Origin of the sequence: Azohydromonas sediminis (assembly GCF_003574675.1) — a bacterium.
In the GTDB taxonomy this organism is placed as follows: Bacteria; Pseudomonadota; Gammaproteobacteria; order Burkholderiales; family Burkholderiaceae_C; genus Calidifontimicrobium; species Calidifontimicrobium sediminis.
This window is the reverse complement of record NZ_QOAZ01000001.1, coordinates 19,001-33,785: the sequence shown is the minus strand read 5'-3', so window position 1 is coordinate 33,785 and position 14,785 is coordinate 19,001. Positions and strand designations below refer to the sequence as shown.

The 14,785-nt window shown below is 69.4% G+C and carries 19 protein-coding genes, 1 tRNA gene and 1 pseudogene; 7 read left to right on the top strand and 14 right to left on the bottom strand.

Features of this window, described 5'->3' with window-relative positions:
• Positions 1 to 29 precede the first annotated feature (29 nt).
• From rpmI to DRV96_RS00165, 7 genes are all read left to right on the top strand, one after another.
• Positions 30 to 233, top strand: coding sequence for a 50S ribosomal protein L35 (gene rpmI, locus DRV96_RS00195; protein WP_119286369.1), 204 nt, complete (start codon positions 30 to 32; stop codon positions 231 to 233).
• A 26-nt stretch (positions 234 to 259) separates the two neighbouring features.
• Entirely contained in the window at positions 260 to 616 is a 357-nt protein-coding gene (gene rplT, locus DRV96_RS00190) for a 50S ribosomal protein L20 (RefSeq protein ID WP_119286368.1), read from the top strand.
• Between the two features lie 91 nt (positions 617 to 707).
• Positions 708 to 1,733 carry a phenylalanine--tRNA ligase subunit alpha gene (pheS, locus tag DRV96_RS00185; protein WP_119286366.1) on the top strand — a complete coding sequence of 342 codons (1,026 nt, stop codon included), beginning with the start codon at positions 708 to 710 and terminating at the stop codon, positions 1,731 to 1,733.
• A 15-nt stretch (positions 1,734 to 1,748) separates the two neighbouring features.
• Entirely contained in the window at positions 1,749 to 4,172 is a 2,424-nt protein-coding gene (pheT, locus tag DRV96_RS00180; RefSeq protein WP_119286364.1) for a phenylalanine--tRNA ligase subunit beta, read from the top strand.
• A gap of 24 nt (positions 4,173 to 4,196) precedes the next feature.
• Positions 4,197 to 4,565: an integration host factor subunit alpha gene (locus tag DRV96_RS00175; RefSeq protein WP_119286362.1), complete on the top strand. Its 369-nt coding sequence runs from the start codon at positions 4,197 to 4,199 to the stop codon at positions 4,563 to 4,565.
• Between the two features lie 32 nt (positions 4,566 to 4,597).
• Positions 4,598 to 5,026, top strand: coding sequence for a MerR family transcriptional regulator (locus DRV96_RS00170; protein ID WP_119286359.1), 429 nt, complete (start codon positions 4,598 to 4,600; stop codon positions 5,024 to 5,026).
• A 33-nt stretch (positions 5,027 to 5,059) separates the two neighbouring features.
• Positions 5,060 to 5,136: transfer RNA gene (locus DRV96_RS00165), tRNA-Pro, on the top strand.
• Between the two features lie 315 nt (positions 5,137 to 5,451).
• On the opposite strand, the gene DRV96_RS00155 is transcribed toward DRV96_RS00165, so the two are convergent.
• The 14 genes and pseudogenes from DRV96_RS00155 to DRV96_RS00105 all read right to left on the bottom strand — a co-directional run bounded on the left by DRV96_RS00155 (position 5,452) and on the right by DRV96_RS00105 (position 14,735).
• A complete protein-coding gene (locus tag DRV96_RS00155) occupies positions 5,452 to 5,691 on the bottom strand; it encodes a hypothetical protein (RefSeq protein WP_119286355.1) in 240 nt (79 codons plus the stop codon).
• Entirely contained in the window at positions 5,688 to 5,939 is a 252-nt protein-coding gene (locus DRV96_RS00150; RefSeq protein WP_119286353.1) for a hypothetical protein, read from the bottom strand. Before DRV96_RS00150 ends, DRV96_RS00155 begins: the two co-directional genes overlap by 4 nt.
• Before the next feature lie 8 nt (positions 5,940 to 5,947).
• Positions 5,948 to 6,970, bottom strand: a complete 1,023-nt coding sequence (locus tag DRV96_RS00145) for a phage major capsid protein (protein WP_162910907.1) — start codon at positions 6,968 to 6,970, stop codon at positions 5,948 to 5,950.
• Between the two features lie 32 nt (positions 6,971 to 7,002).
• A complete protein-coding gene (locus DRV96_RS00140; RefSeq protein ID WP_119286349.1) occupies positions 7,003 to 7,368 on the bottom strand; it encodes a hypothetical protein in 366 nt (121 codons plus the stop codon).
• Entirely contained in the window at positions 7,368 to 7,616 is a 249-nt protein-coding gene (locus tag DRV96_RS00135) for a hypothetical protein (protein WP_119286347.1), read from the bottom strand. Before DRV96_RS00135 ends, DRV96_RS00140 begins: the two co-directional genes overlap by 1 nt.
• Positions 7,613 to 8,059, bottom strand: a complete 447-nt coding sequence (locus tag DRV96_RS00130; protein WP_235823225.1) for a hypothetical protein — start codon at positions 8,057 to 8,059, stop codon at positions 7,613 to 7,615. The genes DRV96_RS00135 and DRV96_RS00130 overlap by 4 nt, the downstream gene beginning before the upstream one ends.
• Before the next feature lie 6 nt (positions 8,060 to 8,065).
• Positions 8,066 to 8,209 (bottom strand): annotated as a pseudogene (locus DRV96_RS18825) (helix-turn-helix domain-containing protein); the annotation flags it as partial.
• The gene (locus tag DRV96_RS17935; protein WP_162910906.1) at positions 8,187 to 8,573 is read right to left on the bottom strand and encodes a hypothetical protein; all 387 of its coding nucleotides are present in this window, start codon (positions 8,571 to 8,573) and stop codon (positions 8,187 to 8,189) included. The pseudogene DRV96_RS18825 and the gene DRV96_RS17935, both read right to left, overlap by 23 nt.
• A 254-nt stretch (positions 8,574 to 8,827) precedes the next feature.
• Complete coding sequence (locus tag DRV96_RS00125) at positions 8,828 to 11,086, bottom strand: DUF3987 domain-containing protein (RefSeq protein WP_119286341.1); 2,259 nt, start codon at positions 11,084 to 11,086, stop codon at positions 8,828 to 8,830.
• A 160-nt stretch (positions 11,087 to 11,246) separates the two neighbouring features.
• Positions 11,247 to 11,567 (bottom strand): hypothetical protein, encoded by a 321-nt coding sequence (locus DRV96_RS17930; protein WP_162910905.1) that lies wholly within the window; start codon positions 11,565 to 11,567, stop codon positions 11,247 to 11,249.
• On the bottom strand, positions 11,564 to 11,779 hold the full coding sequence (locus DRV96_RS17925; RefSeq protein WP_162910904.1) for a helix-turn-helix transcriptional regulator: 216 nt from the start codon (positions 11,777 to 11,779) through the stop codon (positions 11,564 to 11,566). The genes DRV96_RS17930 and DRV96_RS17925 overlap by 4 nt, the downstream gene beginning before the upstream one ends.
• A 125-nt stretch (positions 11,780 to 11,904) precedes the next feature.
• Positions 11,905 to 12,414 carry a hypothetical protein gene (locus tag DRV96_RS00115; RefSeq protein WP_119286336.1) on the bottom strand — a complete coding sequence of 170 codons (510 nt, stop codon included), beginning with the start codon at positions 12,412 to 12,414 and terminating at the stop codon, positions 11,905 to 11,907.
• The gene (locus DRV96_RS00110; RefSeq protein ID WP_119286334.1) at positions 12,411 to 13,796 is read right to left on the bottom strand and encodes a tyrosine-type recombinase/integrase; all 1,386 of its coding nucleotides are present in this window, start codon (positions 13,794 to 13,796) and stop codon (positions 12,411 to 12,413) included. The genes DRV96_RS00115 and DRV96_RS00110 overlap by 4 nt, the downstream gene beginning before the upstream one ends.
• Before the next feature lie 330 nt (positions 13,797 to 14,126).
• Positions 14,127 to 14,735 (bottom strand): peroxidase-related enzyme, encoded by a 609-nt coding sequence (locus DRV96_RS00105; RefSeq protein WP_210756936.1) that lies wholly within the window; start codon positions 14,733 to 14,735, stop codon positions 14,127 to 14,129.
• Between the last annotated feature and the right edge of the window lie 50 nt (positions 14,736 to 14,785).

Below are 14,785 nucleotides of genomic sequence, written 5' to 3'. Positions count from 1 at the left end.
CCTGCAGGGGTCACTGAAAAGGAGCAGTCATGCCCAAGATGAAGACCAAGAAGAGCGCGGCCAAGCGGTTCCGCGTGCGTCCCGGCGGCACCGTCAAGCGCGGTCAGGCGTTCAAGCGCCACATCCTCACGAAGAAGAGCACGACGCGCAAGCGCCAGCTGCGCGGCAGTGCCAACGTGCACGAGCGCGACGTCGGCCACATCGCGGCGATGATGCCGTTCGCCGGTCTGTGACCGCCTCGGACGAAAGGAGCTGAACCATGCCTCGCGTCAAACGTGGTGTCACCGCCCGCGCGCGTCACAAGAAGGTGCTCGCGCTGGCCAAGGGCTTCCGCGGCCGCCGCAAGAACGTCTTCCGCATCGCCAAGCAGGCGGTGATGAAGGCGGGCCAGTACGCCTACCGCGACCGCCGCGCGCGCAAGCGCGTGTTCCGCCAGCTGTGGATCGCCCGCATCAATGCGGCCAGCCGCGAGCTCGGCGTGACGTACAGCAAGTTCATGGCCGGCCTGAAGAAGGCGCAGATCGACATCGACCGCAAGGTGCTCGCCGATCTGGCCGTCAACGACCCGGCGGCGTTCGGCAGCATCGTCGAGAAGGTGAAGGCCCAGCTCGCTTGATGTCGCCCGCCCGGCCGCCGTGCGGCCGGGGCGCTGCAAGCCTCGAGGCCGTCACCTTCGGTGGCGGCCTTTTTTCGTTCTCCACGCATCCATGAACGACCTCGATTCCCTCGTGGCGGCGGCGCAGTCCGAGTTCGCCGCCGCCGCGACGCCGGCCGAGCTCGAGAACGCCAAGGCCCGCTTCCTCGGCAAGACCGGCCGCATCACCGAGCTGCTGAAGTCGCTCGCCGCGCTGCCGGCCGACGACAAGCGCACGCGCGGCGCCGAGATCAACGCCGCCAAGCAGCGCATCGAGGCCGCGCTGCAGGCGCGCCGCCAGGCGCTGGCCGACGCCGAGCTCGAGGCCCAGCTGCGCGCCGAGGCGCTCGACGTGACGCTGCCCGGACGCCGTCGCGGCAGCGGCGGGCTGCACCCCGTGAGCCGCACGATGGAGCGCATCGAGGCCATCTTCGGCTCGATGGGCTTCGACGTCGCCGACGGCCCCGAGATCGAGAACGACTGGTTCAACTTCACCGCGCTGAACACGCCCGAGGACCACCCGGCGCGTTCGATGCACGACACGTTCTACGTCGAGGGCGGCTACCTGCTGCGCACGCACACCAGCCCGATGCAGGTGCGCCACGCGGTGCAGCACGTCAAGCGCCACGCCGGCACCGACCCGATGCCCGAGATCCGCGTCATCGCGCCGGGGCGCACGTACCGCGTCGACAGCGACGCGACCCACTCGCCGATGTTCCACCAGTGCGAGGGGCTGTGGATCGGCGAGAACATCAGCTTCAAGGACCTGAAGGCGGTGTTCGCCGACTTCTTCCGCCGCTTCTTCGAGACCGACGCGCTCGCGCTGCGCTTCCGGCCGAGCTTCTTCCCGTTCACCGAGCCGTCGGCCGAGGTCGACATCGCGTTCACGTTGGGGCCGCTGAAGGGCCGCTGGCTCGAGGTGGCCGGCTCCGGCCAGGTGCACCCGAACGTCGTGCGCAACTTCGGCCTCGACCCCGAGCGCCACATCGGCTTCGCGTTCGGCATGGGCCCCGACCGCCTGACGATGCTGCGCTACGGCGTCGGCGACCTGCGCCTGTTCTTCGACAACGACCTGCGCTTCCTGAGCCAGTTCCAGTAAGGCGCGAGACGAGTCATGCAATTTCCGGAATCCTGGCTGCGCGAGTTCTGCAACCCGCCGCTGTCGACGCAGCAACTGGCCGACCTGCTGACGATGGCCGGCCTCGAGGTCGAGGAGCTGCGCCCGGTGGCGCCGCCGTTCACGCGCGTCGTCGTCGGCGAGATCGTCGAGGCGGTGCCGCACCCCAATGCCGACCGCCTGCGCGTGTGCAAGGTCGCTGCCGGCGAGCACACGAAAGACGGCCTGCTGCAGGTTGTCTGCGGCGCACCGAACGCGCGCGCGGGCCTCAAGGCGCCGCTCGCGCTCGTCGGCGCGCAGCTGCCGCCGGCCGAGGAGGGCGGTGCGCCGTTCGAGATCAGGGTCGGCAAGCTGCGCGGCGTCGAGAGCCTCGGCATGCTGTGCTCGGCGCGCGAGCTCAAGCTCAGCGACGACCACGGCGGCCTGCTCGAGCTCGCGCCCGATGCACCGGTCGGCGCCGACCTGCGCGCGGCGCTGAACCTCGACGACACGCTGTTCACGCTCAAGCTGACGCCCAACCTCGCGCACTGCCTGAGCGTCCACGGCATCGCGCGCGAGGTTTCGGCGCTGACCGGCGCGCCGCTGAAGACGCCGGCGATTCCCCCGGTTGCACCGGTGCACGACGCCAAGCTGCCGGTGCGCATCGAGGCGCCGGACCTGTGCGGGCGCTTCTCGGGGCGCATCGTGCGCCACGTCGACACGACGGCGAAGACGCCGGCGTGGATGGTCGAGCGCCTTGCGCGCTGCGGGCAGCGCAGCGTCACGGCGCTGGTCGACATCTCGAACTACGTGATGTTCGAATACGGCCGGCCGTCGCACATCTTCGACCTCGACAAGATCCACGAGGGGCTCGTCGTTCGCTGGGCGCGGCCCGGCGAGACGCTGAAGCTGCTCAACGGCCAGACGGTCGAGCTCGACGCGCAGGTCGGCGTGATCGCCGACGCGACGGGTCCCGAGTCGCTGGCCGGCATCATGGGCGGCGACGCGACCGCGGTCAGCGATGCGACGAAGAACGTCTACGTCGAGGCCGCGTTCTGGTGGCCGAAGGCGGTCGCCGGGCGCTCGCGGCGCTTCAACTTCGCCACCGACGCCGGCCACCGATTCGAGCGCGGCGTCGACCCGGCGCTGACCGTGCAGCACATCGAGCGGATCACGCAGCTGATCGTCGAGATCTGCGGCGGCGAGCCCGGGCCGATCGACGACCAGGTCGTGAACCTGCCGGCGCCCAAGCCCGTCACGCTGCGCGTCGCGCGCGCGGCGAAGGTGATCGGCATGCCGGTGACGCAGGCGCAGTGTGCCGACGTGTTCCGGCGGCTCGCGCTGCCGTTCACCGAGAGCGAAGGCACGCTGACCGTGACGCCGCCGAGCTGGCGCTTCGACCTCGCGATCGAGGAAGACCTGATCGAGGAAGTGATCCGCGTCATCGGTTACGACCGCCTGCCGACGACGCCGCCGGTCGCGCCGGTGACGGCGCACGTCAAGCCCGAGCACCACCGCAGCGCGCACCGCGTGCGCCACCTGCTGGCCGCGTTGGACTATCAGGAGACGATCGGTTTCTCGTTCGTCGAGGAGCGCTGGGAGCGCGAGCTCGCCGGCAATGCCGACCCGATCCGGCTGCTGAACCCGATCGCCGCGCCGCTCGCGGTGATGCGCTCGAGCCTGCTGGGCTCGCTCGTGCAGGTGCTGCGCCACAACCTCGCGCGCAAGCAGCCGCGCGTGCGCGTCTTCGAGATCGGCCGCGTGTTCATGAAGGACGCGTCGGTGCGCGACAGCGACACGACGGTGGCCGGCGTGCACCAGCCGATGCGCATCGCAGCACTGGCCTACGGCGCCGCTGACGAGCTGCAGTGGGGCACGAAGGAGCGCGGCGTCGACTTCTTCGACGTCAAGGGCGACGTCGAGGCGCTGTTCGCGCCGCGCCGACCGCGCTTCGTCGCCGGCACGCACCCCGCGCTGCACCCCGGGCGCTGCGCGCGCATCGAGGTCGACGGCGTCGCGGTGGGCTGGATCGGCGAGTTGCACCCGAAGTGGCGCCAGGCCTACGAGCTGCCGCACGCGCCGGTGCTGTTCGAGCTCGAGCTCGAGGCGCTGCTGGTGCGCGACGTGCCGCAGTTCCAGCCGCTGCCGCGCCAGCAGCCGGTGACGCGCGACCTCGCGCTGGTGGTGGCCGACGGCGTCAGCCACGAGGCGCTGATCGACGCGATCGGCCCGGGCGAGGGCCTGGTGCGCTCGGCGCGCCTGTTCGACATCTACAAGCCGGCGCAGCCGGTGGCGGGCATCGGCGCGCACGAGCGCAGCCTCGCGGTGCGGCTGGAGCTGCTCGACGAGGCCGCCACGCTGACCGACGAGCGCATCGACGCCGAGCTCGCGCGCGTGCTGCAGCGCCTCGCCCAGCGGGTCGGCGCGCGGCTGCGCGCGTGAACGCACGACGAGGGAGAACGACCGATGACCGAGGAGCGACCCGACGCCGCGCACGAGAGCGTGATCCTGCCGTCGCTGGAGACGCCGACGCTGACCAAGGCCGAGCTGGCCGAGCTGCTGTTCGAGCGCCTGGGGCTCAACAAGCGCGAGGCCAAGGACATGGTCGAGGCCTTCTTCGACATCCTGCACGAGGCGCTGGTCAGCGGCAAGGACGTCAAGCTGTCGGGGTTCGGCAACTTCAACATCCGCCGCAAGGCGCCGCGCCCGGGGCGCAACCCGCGCACCGGCGAGTCGATCCCGATCAAGGCGCGCCACGTCGTCACGTTCCACGCCAGCCACAAGCTCAAGGGCATCGTGCAAGGCGAGATCCCGACGGCGGGGGAGTTCGAGTAGAGTGCTGACCCCCATCTGCCGTGTTGCCACGCATGGACTCCGGGCTGCCGCCGATTCCCGCCAAGCGCTACTTCACGATCGGTGAAGTCAGCGATTTGTGCGGCGTCAAGCCGTACGTGCTGCGCTACTGGGAGCAGGAGTTCACGCAGCTGCGGCCGATGAAGCGTCGCGGCAACCGCCGCTACTACCAGCACCACGAGGTGCTGCTCGTGCGCCGCATTCGCGAGCTGCTCTACGAGCAGGGCTTCACGATCAGCGGCGCGCGCAACCGGCTCGCCGAGAGCGCCGGGCGGGCCGCACCGCGCCACGCGGGCACCGTGCCTGCCGGTGCGTTCGACGCGGCGCCGCCCGACGTCGATTCCGTGCCGGTGGCCGGGGCCGGCGACGCCGCGGCGGCGTCGCTGACGCCGGCCCAGCTGCGCGCCGAGCTGCTGTCGATCCGCGAGCTGCTGACCGTCTGAGATCGCAGAGACAAGTATACTTTAAATCTTCGTCGGGGTGTAGCGCAGCCTGGTAGCGCACTTGCATGGGGTGCAAGGGGTCGCGAGTTCGAATCCCGCCACCCCGACCAATAAAATCAACGGGTTAGCGTCACAGGCGCTAGCCCGTTTTCCTTTCTAGAGCCGCCACGTTCGGAAACACGTTCGGAAAACCGGCAGGGTGCCGGCGACGTGTTCGGAAACGGCGCCGAGCGGCGCCTAGACGTTCGCGCGGTCGAGCGCGTCGATTGCGCGACAGAGCCGGTCGGTTTCGTCGGCGTCGAGCGGCCGAGCCAGATCGGCGAGCACGAGCTCGTCGGCGACCCTCGTCGTCGCTGAGAGCTTCGCGCCTTCGGGTAACCCGACCGGACCGAGCTCGGTCTCGACGCGCAGGGTGCGCGTCGTCGTCAGTCGGTGCGTCGTGCGGCCTCGGCGAGCGCGCATGCCGCCGCGCGCAGTGTGCCGCGGCTCGTCGCCCCCGGCATCTTTGCTCGGCCGCCCTCGACCAGCTCGAGCGCGAACGCGATCGGCAGCACGACGAGCGCGCCGAACTGGCCGTGTGTGCTCATAAACCGGCGTCGCGTCTTGACGCTCTCGCGCAGCCGCACGACGGCGTAACCGTCGTTGATCAGCGATTGACCTCTCATGCGACCCGCAGCCACGGCCCGGGCGGCAAGTCCGACACCGAGCTGCGCAGTTGCCGCGCGATCTGTTGCCGCCGCGCCTGCATACAGCGCTCGCGGTCGGCCGGGTCGACGAAGGCCAGGCGCTGGGTTTCGACGGCATCGAGCGCTGCATGCAGGGACAGCGTGACTTGCGCGCCCACCTCGAGGCGGGCGCCGCCGACAACCGTCGGCCGGGTGACGCGCAGCAGGACGGTGTTGTGGTCGACCATGTTGTGCTTTAAGTGATATTCGCCGCCACCGCCACTGCCGCCGCGTGATCGACGAGGAAGTCAACCATCGCGATCAGCCTGATGCCGATAGCGCCCGTGCGAAACGCGGACGGCGATGCAAGCGGCGCGACGACGACCTCGAGCGCGCCGAACTGCACTTCGGTGACCAGCGTCGGGTCGAGGACGACCATCGCGTTGTCGGGCACAGCGCGGCTGACGATCGTCGGCAAGCCGTCCACCGTGCCGCCGTCGAAGATGGGCGTGCCGCCGGTGGTCTTGGGCCGCTGGCGCAGCAGCTTTGCGGTGTCTTTGCCCAGGAGCACATGCGGCGTGCCTGCATAGCCTTCTGCGGCCCCGATCAGGGTTGCCACGCCGCTGTAGTCGATGCTCGCGCCCGACTGCGACGTCGTGCCGCTCAAGGCCAACAGGCCCGTAGGCTCGCCGTTGGACCCGGTGCCGCTTACGAACGCCTTGTCAATAGCCTGCGCCAGCGCGGCAGCAGCCTGCGCCTCGATGAACGCGGCCGCGCCCGGTGCCTGCAGGTCGAGCTGCTTCGAGAGAAACGCCGTCGTTGCAACGACCTTGGGCGTGGCAGCGCGGCTGCTGAACGCCATCGCGGCGTCGCCGATGCTCGCGGTCTCTTCGCTAAGCCACGTCGATGTCGGCTGCGTAGCGGCGACCACCACCGAAGCATTGGCGGCAAGCGTTGCGCGGCGCAGCGGCAAGCGTGCGGTGATGCTCGCGGCGCGCAGCGCGCCGGCAAAGCCGGTCGCCTGGCCGACGAGGAAGTTGGACCCGCTGACGCCGGCAGCGGTCATGTCGCGCGTGTACCGCTCCGTGTACTCGGCCGGCAGGAAAAAGCTGTGAAACGCGCTGGGCTGCTGCCCTGTGCGAGCCGCAACGGCGTCACTTACTTCTCGGTAAAAGCCAAGCGCCTTTGCGTCGTCGCGCGCCGTAGCGGCGATGAGTTCGGCGAGCGAATATCTGTCGAGTTGGCGGGCCGTGAGGCCGACATGTGCAGTGGTGTTCATGCCCTGCATGGTGGCGTAGGCGCGCACGGCACTCAAAGGGACTCAGCCCCCTCGAGCGCCTCGAACATCCACCGGCGCGCGCCGGCTTCCTTCGGCAAGCGCACCAGGCGCATGTCCGAGATCTGCGCGCCCGCATCGGCAAGTTGGCCGAGTACGATGCCCAGCCGCTGAGCGTCGCAGTCGACGGCCTGCTGGAGGCTCTGGCGCGCATCGGGGTCGAAGCGGGCCGCGCTTATTGCGTCGCCAGCGGTGAAGGTCTCGCCGGGGGCGAACATCTGCGCCACGGCGTCGAACACCATGCGCTGCGCAGGCGTAAGCGAGCCGCGGCACATCGCGCGTTGCAGTTCTTCGCGCACGACGCGTCGCAGCAGCGGCTCGAGTTCGGCGAGGCTGTACATCAGCGGTCCTGCCGGTTGCTCTGCGCCCGCGCGGCCTCGAGGCGCTGTTGGGCTTTGAAGGCGGCCTCGGCAGCGCGCAGCGCCGCCTCTGCCACCGCGAGCGCGGCCTGCGCGCGGCGGTGTGCCTCGCGCGCGTCGAGCACGGCCCGACGGGCGTCGCGCACGCACTCGTCGGGGTGCAGCTCAGACCACCACGCTGCGGCGACGATGGCGGCGGCGTCGGGGGCGTCGGGGGCGTCGGTGCTCATCGCACCCCTTCGTGGTGGTGGTCGTGGTGCTGGAGGTCGTCCGCGAGGGCGCGCAGCTCGCCCTCGACGCGGGCCATCTCGGCGTCGAGCGCGGCGGCGGCGCTGGCCGGGTCGAGTCCCGCCAGCAGCGGGCCGACGCGCGATCCGACGCTGCGCAGCACCTCGCGCGCGGCCACCAGCCTGCGGCCGATCGCGCGGCGCATGTCTTCGACGCGCACCAACTCGCCCGAGAGCCTCGAGGCCGCCAACTCGGCCTTCGCCGCCTCGGCGCGTTCGCGCTGCAGCCGCGCCTCGAGCAGGGCGCGCGTCAGGTCCGACGCGGTCTCCCCTTGCGCTGCCGCGGGCGCAGCGGGCGCGGGCGCAGCAGCAACGGTGATCGGGCGCAGACGTTGCGTGTGCGCCGCGCGCCACGCGGCAGCAGCAAAAACGTCGTCGGCCGGCATGCCCGCCGCCACCAGCCGCGCGACCGACGACTGCGAAATCCCCAGGGCCTTGGCCAGCTCTTGCTGCGTCATCTTTGCTTTCCTTTGCCGGTACGGTGGCGGGTATCCGTTGCGGTACGGTGACCCACTAGCGAGGGTCGGGGGCCGCAACTACCCGCATTTCCAAAGGCGCAGAAGGACCCGCAACTCGCAGACCACCAAGACCGCCCTCAGGCGCGCTTTGAGGGCAGGTAGCTACGCTGGTAGCCACCACTTCGTGATCGTCGCCTGTGAGCCCGTTTTGAGGGCTTGCAGCGGCATCCTCGACGGCACGAAGCGCACGGCCGGTGACGCACCAAGCACCGCCGAGGCTGGAAACGAACCCGCCCACCTGCAGCCTGCGCAGCGCGGCCAGCGTCTCGCCGAGCGGCATCTTGGCCGCCAACGCAAGCGCCCTCGCGTCCAACGCGCCGAGCCAGCCCAGGTAGCTCAAACACGCAAGCTCGGCTTCGGACCACAGACCGCTGTACTTCATCGATTCCTCCATTCCACACCGCCCATCACGCCGGCCATCGCGCCGGCTATCCCGCCGCCCGTCACTCCGGCTATCACGACCCCTCCCCGCCGACTCGACGGGCTCGGAGGCGAGCACGACGCGCTGACGGCGAATTGGTGCAAATCGGTACCTTGCGCGTGCGTAGATCAAGGCGGGTAGAGAACATGTCATGAGAAAGAAAAGGGTCAGATGCCCCTCTATGTACGCGCGCGCAAGGTAACAATTTGCACCAATCACCCGGCGAGCAGTTCGCGAACTACCGCGCGCCTAGCCTTGAGCTCCTCGCCTTCGGCTGCGAACTTGACGTGGACGGCCGGATGCACGACGTAGCCGGTCGCGCGGCCGGCGTACTGGCGCGAGCCGTCGAGCGGCGTGAGCCATGCGGCGTCAACGAGGAAGCGCAACGCCGCTTCCTTCACCGCGTCGGGCGCGCCGCGGAACTGGCTGCACGTGCGGATCAGGTCGCTCCTCTTGATCTCGGTCAACGCACCGGCGACGATCGACCGTGCCGCGGCACGAGCCACGGCGAGAGCGCCGTCGTCGCCGCCGCCGAGCAAGTCGAACATCGCGAGCGCGTGCCGCGTCAGCTTGCGCACGAGAGCTATCGCGCCGCGCATGGTCTCGGCGTCGAGCAACGTCTCGTGCGCCGCGGCGCCGTGCGTGATCGCGTGCATGGTGAGCGCGACGCGCGCGATCAGACCGGCGTGCTTCGCGACGTGACCGGCGAAGGGTTCCGAGAACGCTGCGGCCGCCTCGACCTCGGCGCGCAGCTGATTCCGGCGCTCGGCGAACATGCGTGCCGCGTCGGGTGCGAGCCGGACGACGCCGGTCGGCGCGTGAAAGAGCTCGACCATGCGCTCGGCGAGCCGGCGCCGGCACGGCTCGATGCACTCGCGCTCGCCGGGGGTCGCTGTAGGCGTGCCCATGGGACGCACCAGCACCGGCAGGAAGCGCTGAATCAGACCGTCCGGGGGTAGAGCTTTCGCGTGCCGCTTCAGCCCCGCCGGCGTCGTCGCCCCGACGATCGAAACGCCCCAGTTTTGAACGAAGACGCTGCCACGCTTCACACGGTCCACTTGGTGAGGACCGCCGTCGAAGAGCCTCAGCCACTCCCCGCGGTCCTTCGAGCCGCCGCCGTTGCGATACGCATCGTGCGAGCCGAGCCACGAGTCGAGCTCTTCGAAGACCGCAATGACGCCGCGCGGGTTCGCGACGAGAACGTCGCTCAGCGCTTCGACGGTCGGGTCGGTCGTGAAGATTGCCGGTCGCGGCGGCTTCGGCTCGTCTTCGCCCAGCGCAGCGAGCGTGGCCTCGTGACGCTCGACTAGCTGGCGGTGCAGCTCGAACAGCGGCGCCATGCCGGCGCGGATAGCCGGCGTCTTCGCGGTGCCGGGTGCGCCGAGCAGCAGCACCCACAAGCGCGCCGACTCGAACCACGACGTGTCCGGGTCGATCATCAGCCGCAGCGCGTCGCTCGTCGCCGCAGCGCCGGCGACGAGCGATGCCATGAGATACGCGCCAACGTCGTGACCCGCGGCCTTCGCGAGCGGAACCGCCAGGTCTTGCAGCAGCGCCGGGAAGTCGCCGGGGTCGAGGGCTGGCGCAGTGACCGTGCGGAAAATATCGACCGGCTGCGCCTCGTCCGCCGGCGCGGCCGGGGGCTCGCCCGCCGGATACCTGGCGACGCTGCAGGCCACGCGCGAAACCTCTTCGGGCGCGAGCGGCGGCGTGCAGCATTCGTTGTTGACTCGTTGCAGAGCGGCGTCGATGGCGTGCGCCGACAGCCCCAGCCGCCGCAGCCCGCCGCCGAGACTTGCCAGCGCGCGATTGCGCCCCCCGGCAGGCACGAGCCCGCCGGCGCTTGCTGCGCGCGCCCCCTGCGGCTCGGCGCGACACTCCGGCAGGCCCAGGCGCCGCACCAAATCGACAGCCGCAAAAGGTGGGGCGGGGTTTGCTTGCAGCAGTCGCGAAACAAACGGCGCGGCTTTGCGATGCACGAACCCGGGCAAGCGCATGCAGCGCGGCAGGTCGTGCACGCTGGGGTCGCCCCCGAACTTCATCGCCAGCGCCTTCTGCAACCCGGCGAACTGCTCCAGTTTGCAGTCGGCCACGAGCCAATAGGCATGGTATCGGCCGGGGCTCGACTCGATGATCGCGTGCGGCGGGGCAGGGGCCTCGGCGACCGGCGCGAGCGGCGCGCCGTCAAGGTCCAAGAACACCGCGCGAATGCCGACGACGTTTTGCGCCCTGCGCCCCCTGCCATCGAGTCTGTTCGGCACCCAAAAAATGCCGGCGCCGGCCTCGTTGAGGCGCCGCAGCGCGGCGGCGTGCTCCTCGATGTGGCCGTGGAGGATGCGCGCCAGCGTGCGGTCCTCGCCGCGGTCGTCAAAGCACTGGAACGTGACGGCCTCACTCCCGGCAAGAAGGTCGAGGAAGCGCCGCGCCGAGGCCAGGTCGACCTCCGTGCTGGGCAGCGTTGCCGCGGCGTTCATCGCGCGCTCCTCGCGGCGTCGAGCAGCGCGCGCAGGCGCAGCGCAAGTTCGCCCGCTGTACAATCGCCCCAAAATCCACTTTGCCCTTCGCTCCTGACCCCGACCGCCGCCACGGTTGGGGTTCGTTTTTTCCGGTGTAGGGCAGCGCAGTCCTTGCGTGTCATTTCCGGCCTCCCGTCTGCGCCTGGTAAGGCCGAAGCGCCCACAGCGGACATGCGACGGCGCGGCAGCTGGCGACCTCGTCGCGCTGAAAGTTGGAGCAATCGAGGCACTTCGCCTTGATCGTCTGGCGCGGCGAAAGTCCTCCGGTGAAGGACTTTTCGAGCATCTTCCTGTAAAGGGTAGGTGCACTAGCCACGCGACGCGCTTGTGCCTCGCAGGCCTCCGAGACGACGAGCTGACGAGCCTGGCGCGGCTCGATCCGGCCGCGCTTGCGCTGCGCCTCCTCGCGGCGCCTCACGAGGTCGTCGTCGTGCTTCATTGCGCCCTCCTTTTCGAGAGCGCCCACGCGACGAGCTCGCTCTTGACGTGCCGCTTCCCACGCGGCCCGAGCCAGATCGGCTTGGGAAACGTCGGGTCTTCTTTCTGAAGCTGCTGAAACCGAGTCGTGCCGACGTTGATAAGTGCGGCGCCTTCGGGATCGGTCAAGAGTTCCGGCGCCGGCAGCGGCGTCGGTGCGGTGCGTTTCGGCATTGCTGCGTCCCTTCGCAAGTGGGACGCCTCGCCGCGTCCCGCTAAGCATGCCGACGCGTGTCGTCGGCACGGGAAGCACTGTCGAAGCACGGTTACCGCTAGCCACCGCTAGCGGTAAAAAACTCTTAGCGAGCCTTGCTGTAGAGCTTCTCAAGCGTGCCGAGCTTGTACTCGCCGCGGTCGCCGTCGTCGCCGTCTTCGTCGGTGACGAGGTAGCGGCCGCCGTCGAGCTTGCTCAGCCGCAGCGAGCCTATGCGGTCACTCTCCCACGCGCGCAAGACGAGCTTGAACGCCTCGCCTTCACGCTTGAGCGGCGCGAACATCGTCCTGATCTTGTCGGCCAGCGTGCGCCGTCCCGGCCGCGGCTTGCGGGCGCGCTCGCGGTTCTTCTCGGCGCGCTGCCAGCGCTCGAAGCTAGCTATACGGTCGCGGCGCTCGGCCTCGGCCAGCGCTGCACTCTGCTCAAGGTTCGCCGCCAGCATGCCGAGCTTAAGCGCTATGTCGTGCTCGCCGTGCGCTTTCGCCTTGGCCTGCAAAGCGCGATGGTGCCGCGCTTGCTGCGCCTGCGCGTCGCGGAGGCGCTCACACTCGGCGACCATGCGCTCGTGCAGCTGCTCGAACGTGAGCTCGCTCATGCCGCCACCCGTTCGGCGGCGTGCAGTTCCACGACGTTCGTCGCGTCGAGCGTCATCAGCCGTTCGAGCTCGGCGCCCCAACGCTGCCACGCGTCGCGCTGCATCGCGACGAGCTTGCTTGTCTGGTAGACGCCTTCGATCCCTTGTCGAACGTGGTTGAGGCAAAGCTCTACAACGTCGCTCGGCACGTCGAGTTCGCGCATGCGCGTTGCCATGGTCCGGCGCAGGTCGTGCGGGGTCCACCGGCCGCGAGGCAGCACGAGCGCGCTCGACGCCTTCGCTCGACCCTTGAGCGGCTTGTCGCGCTGCCGGTCGTGGATCGACTTCGAGATGAACTTCTCGTCTACGTGGCGATCGTCCTTCGGGTCGTCGCTGCGTCCCGGCAGCAGATACGCCGAGGTGCCGCGCAGCGCAAGAAGAGCCTCGACGTGCTTCAAAGCGAAGTCGCTCAGGAACACGCTGTGCGGCCTGCCGGTCTTCGTCGTCTCGGCGGGTATGTGCCACGTCTTCGCCTTGAGCGAGAAGTCGCTCGCCTTCGCGCGAGAGAGCTCGCCGACGCGAACCCCGCTCGCCAGCAGCAACCACACCGCGTGCTGTAGCCGCTTCGTCAGACCCGACGCCGGCAGCATGTCGCGCAGCTTGACGATTTCGACCGCCGACAGCACGCGTTGCCGCGGCGCTTCCTTGCCGCCGACGAGCCGCTTCGACAGCGTCATCGTCGGGTCACGGTCAAGCCAGTCGCGCGCCACGCACCAGCGAACGAACTGCCTCAGCAGCGAGAGCGTCATGTTCGCCGTTCTCGCCAGACCTTGCGCGGTGATCTTGTCGAGCGTGTCGGTGACGGCTTGCCGCGTGAGCTCTTCGAGCGGCGTGTCGCCGAGCCGCGGCAAGACGTGCCGCTCGAAGAGCGATTCCACGAACTCGCCTTTGTCCTTGCGGTTGCCGGCGAGGTAGAGCTCTTTCCACTTCTCGAACGCTTGCCGGACCGTGCGCCGGCCTTCGAGCGCGAGCAGCCGGCGACGCTGCTCTTCGGCCGCTTCGGCCTCAGCGAGCCGACGAGCCTCGCGAGGGTCGATCCCCTTGCTGACGAGCTCGCGGGCGGCGTCGCGAGCCTCGCGCGCGTCCCTCAGCGTGAAGGGCCGGGTCTTCCCGGCGGCGTCGGTGAACGGGTCGCCGATCGTGCCGACGTGGATCGCGCCATGGATCCACTTGCCGGCGGCCTTGACCTTGAAGTGGTACTCGGCGAGCCGAGCGCCTTTCGGGTTGCGCGTACTCGGCGCGAGCAGCCGGATTCGAAGACCGCCGCCGTCGCTCAGATAGGCGCCGTCCTTCTCACGAGTCGCCGTGCGCACCCGCGCGTCAGTGAGCAGATTCTCAGCCATGCGCGACCCCTTGCAATCGACCTTTGAGCCGTTTCACGTTCGGAAACACGTTCGGAAAAACCGGCCGGTGCTACTGCATCTTGCCGATTTCTTCCGGTCCCTAGTGTAACGTAACCCATTGATTGCATTAGGCGGGGGTCGCTGAGAGTCGCACCAAATATGGGCCCCGAAAATGATGGGGTGCAAGGGGTCGCGAGTTCGAATCCCGCCACCCCGACCATCGACAACCGAAGCCCGGAGTCGAAAGGCTCCGGGCTTTTTGTTCGGGCGTCGCGCCGCTCGAAGCGGCGCGGAGGCCCTCAGCGGCCGCACGTCATCGGCGCGGGGCCGTCACGCCTGCCGCGCGGGCGCGTCCTTTGGCGGCTTGGGCACGCGCCCCATCAGGTAGAACTCGTCGTTCGGCCGCATCCCGGTGACGTTGGCCATCCGGTTCGACAGGCCGAAGAAGGCCGTGATCGCAGCGATGTCCCAGATGTCCTCGTCGCTGAAGCCGTGCGCGTGCAGCGCGGCGAAGTCGGCGTCGTCGACCTCGTGCGAGCGCAGGCACACCTTCAGCGCGAAGTCGAGCATCGCGCGCTGGCGCGGCGTGATGTCGGCCTTGCGGTGGTTGACCGCGACCTGGTCGGCCACCAGCGGCTTCTTCTCGTAGATGCGCAGGATCGCGCCGTGTGCGACGACGCAGTACAGGCAGTGGTTGGCCGCGCTGGTGGCGGTGACGATCATCTCGCGGTCACCCTTGGTCAGCGAGCCGCTGTCCTTGAGCATCAGCGCGTCGTGGTAGGCGAAGAACGCGCGCCACTCGGCCGGGCGATGCGCGAGCGCGAGGAACACGTTGGGCACGAAGCCGGCCTTGTCCTGCACCTCGAGGATGCGCGCGCGGATATCCTCGGGCAGGTCCTTGAGCTCGGGGACCGGGTAGCGGCTGATCGGTGGCGTCATGCGGGTCTCCTCGGGGCAGTGCCTGCGTGGCCCGAGATTATCGCGACGGC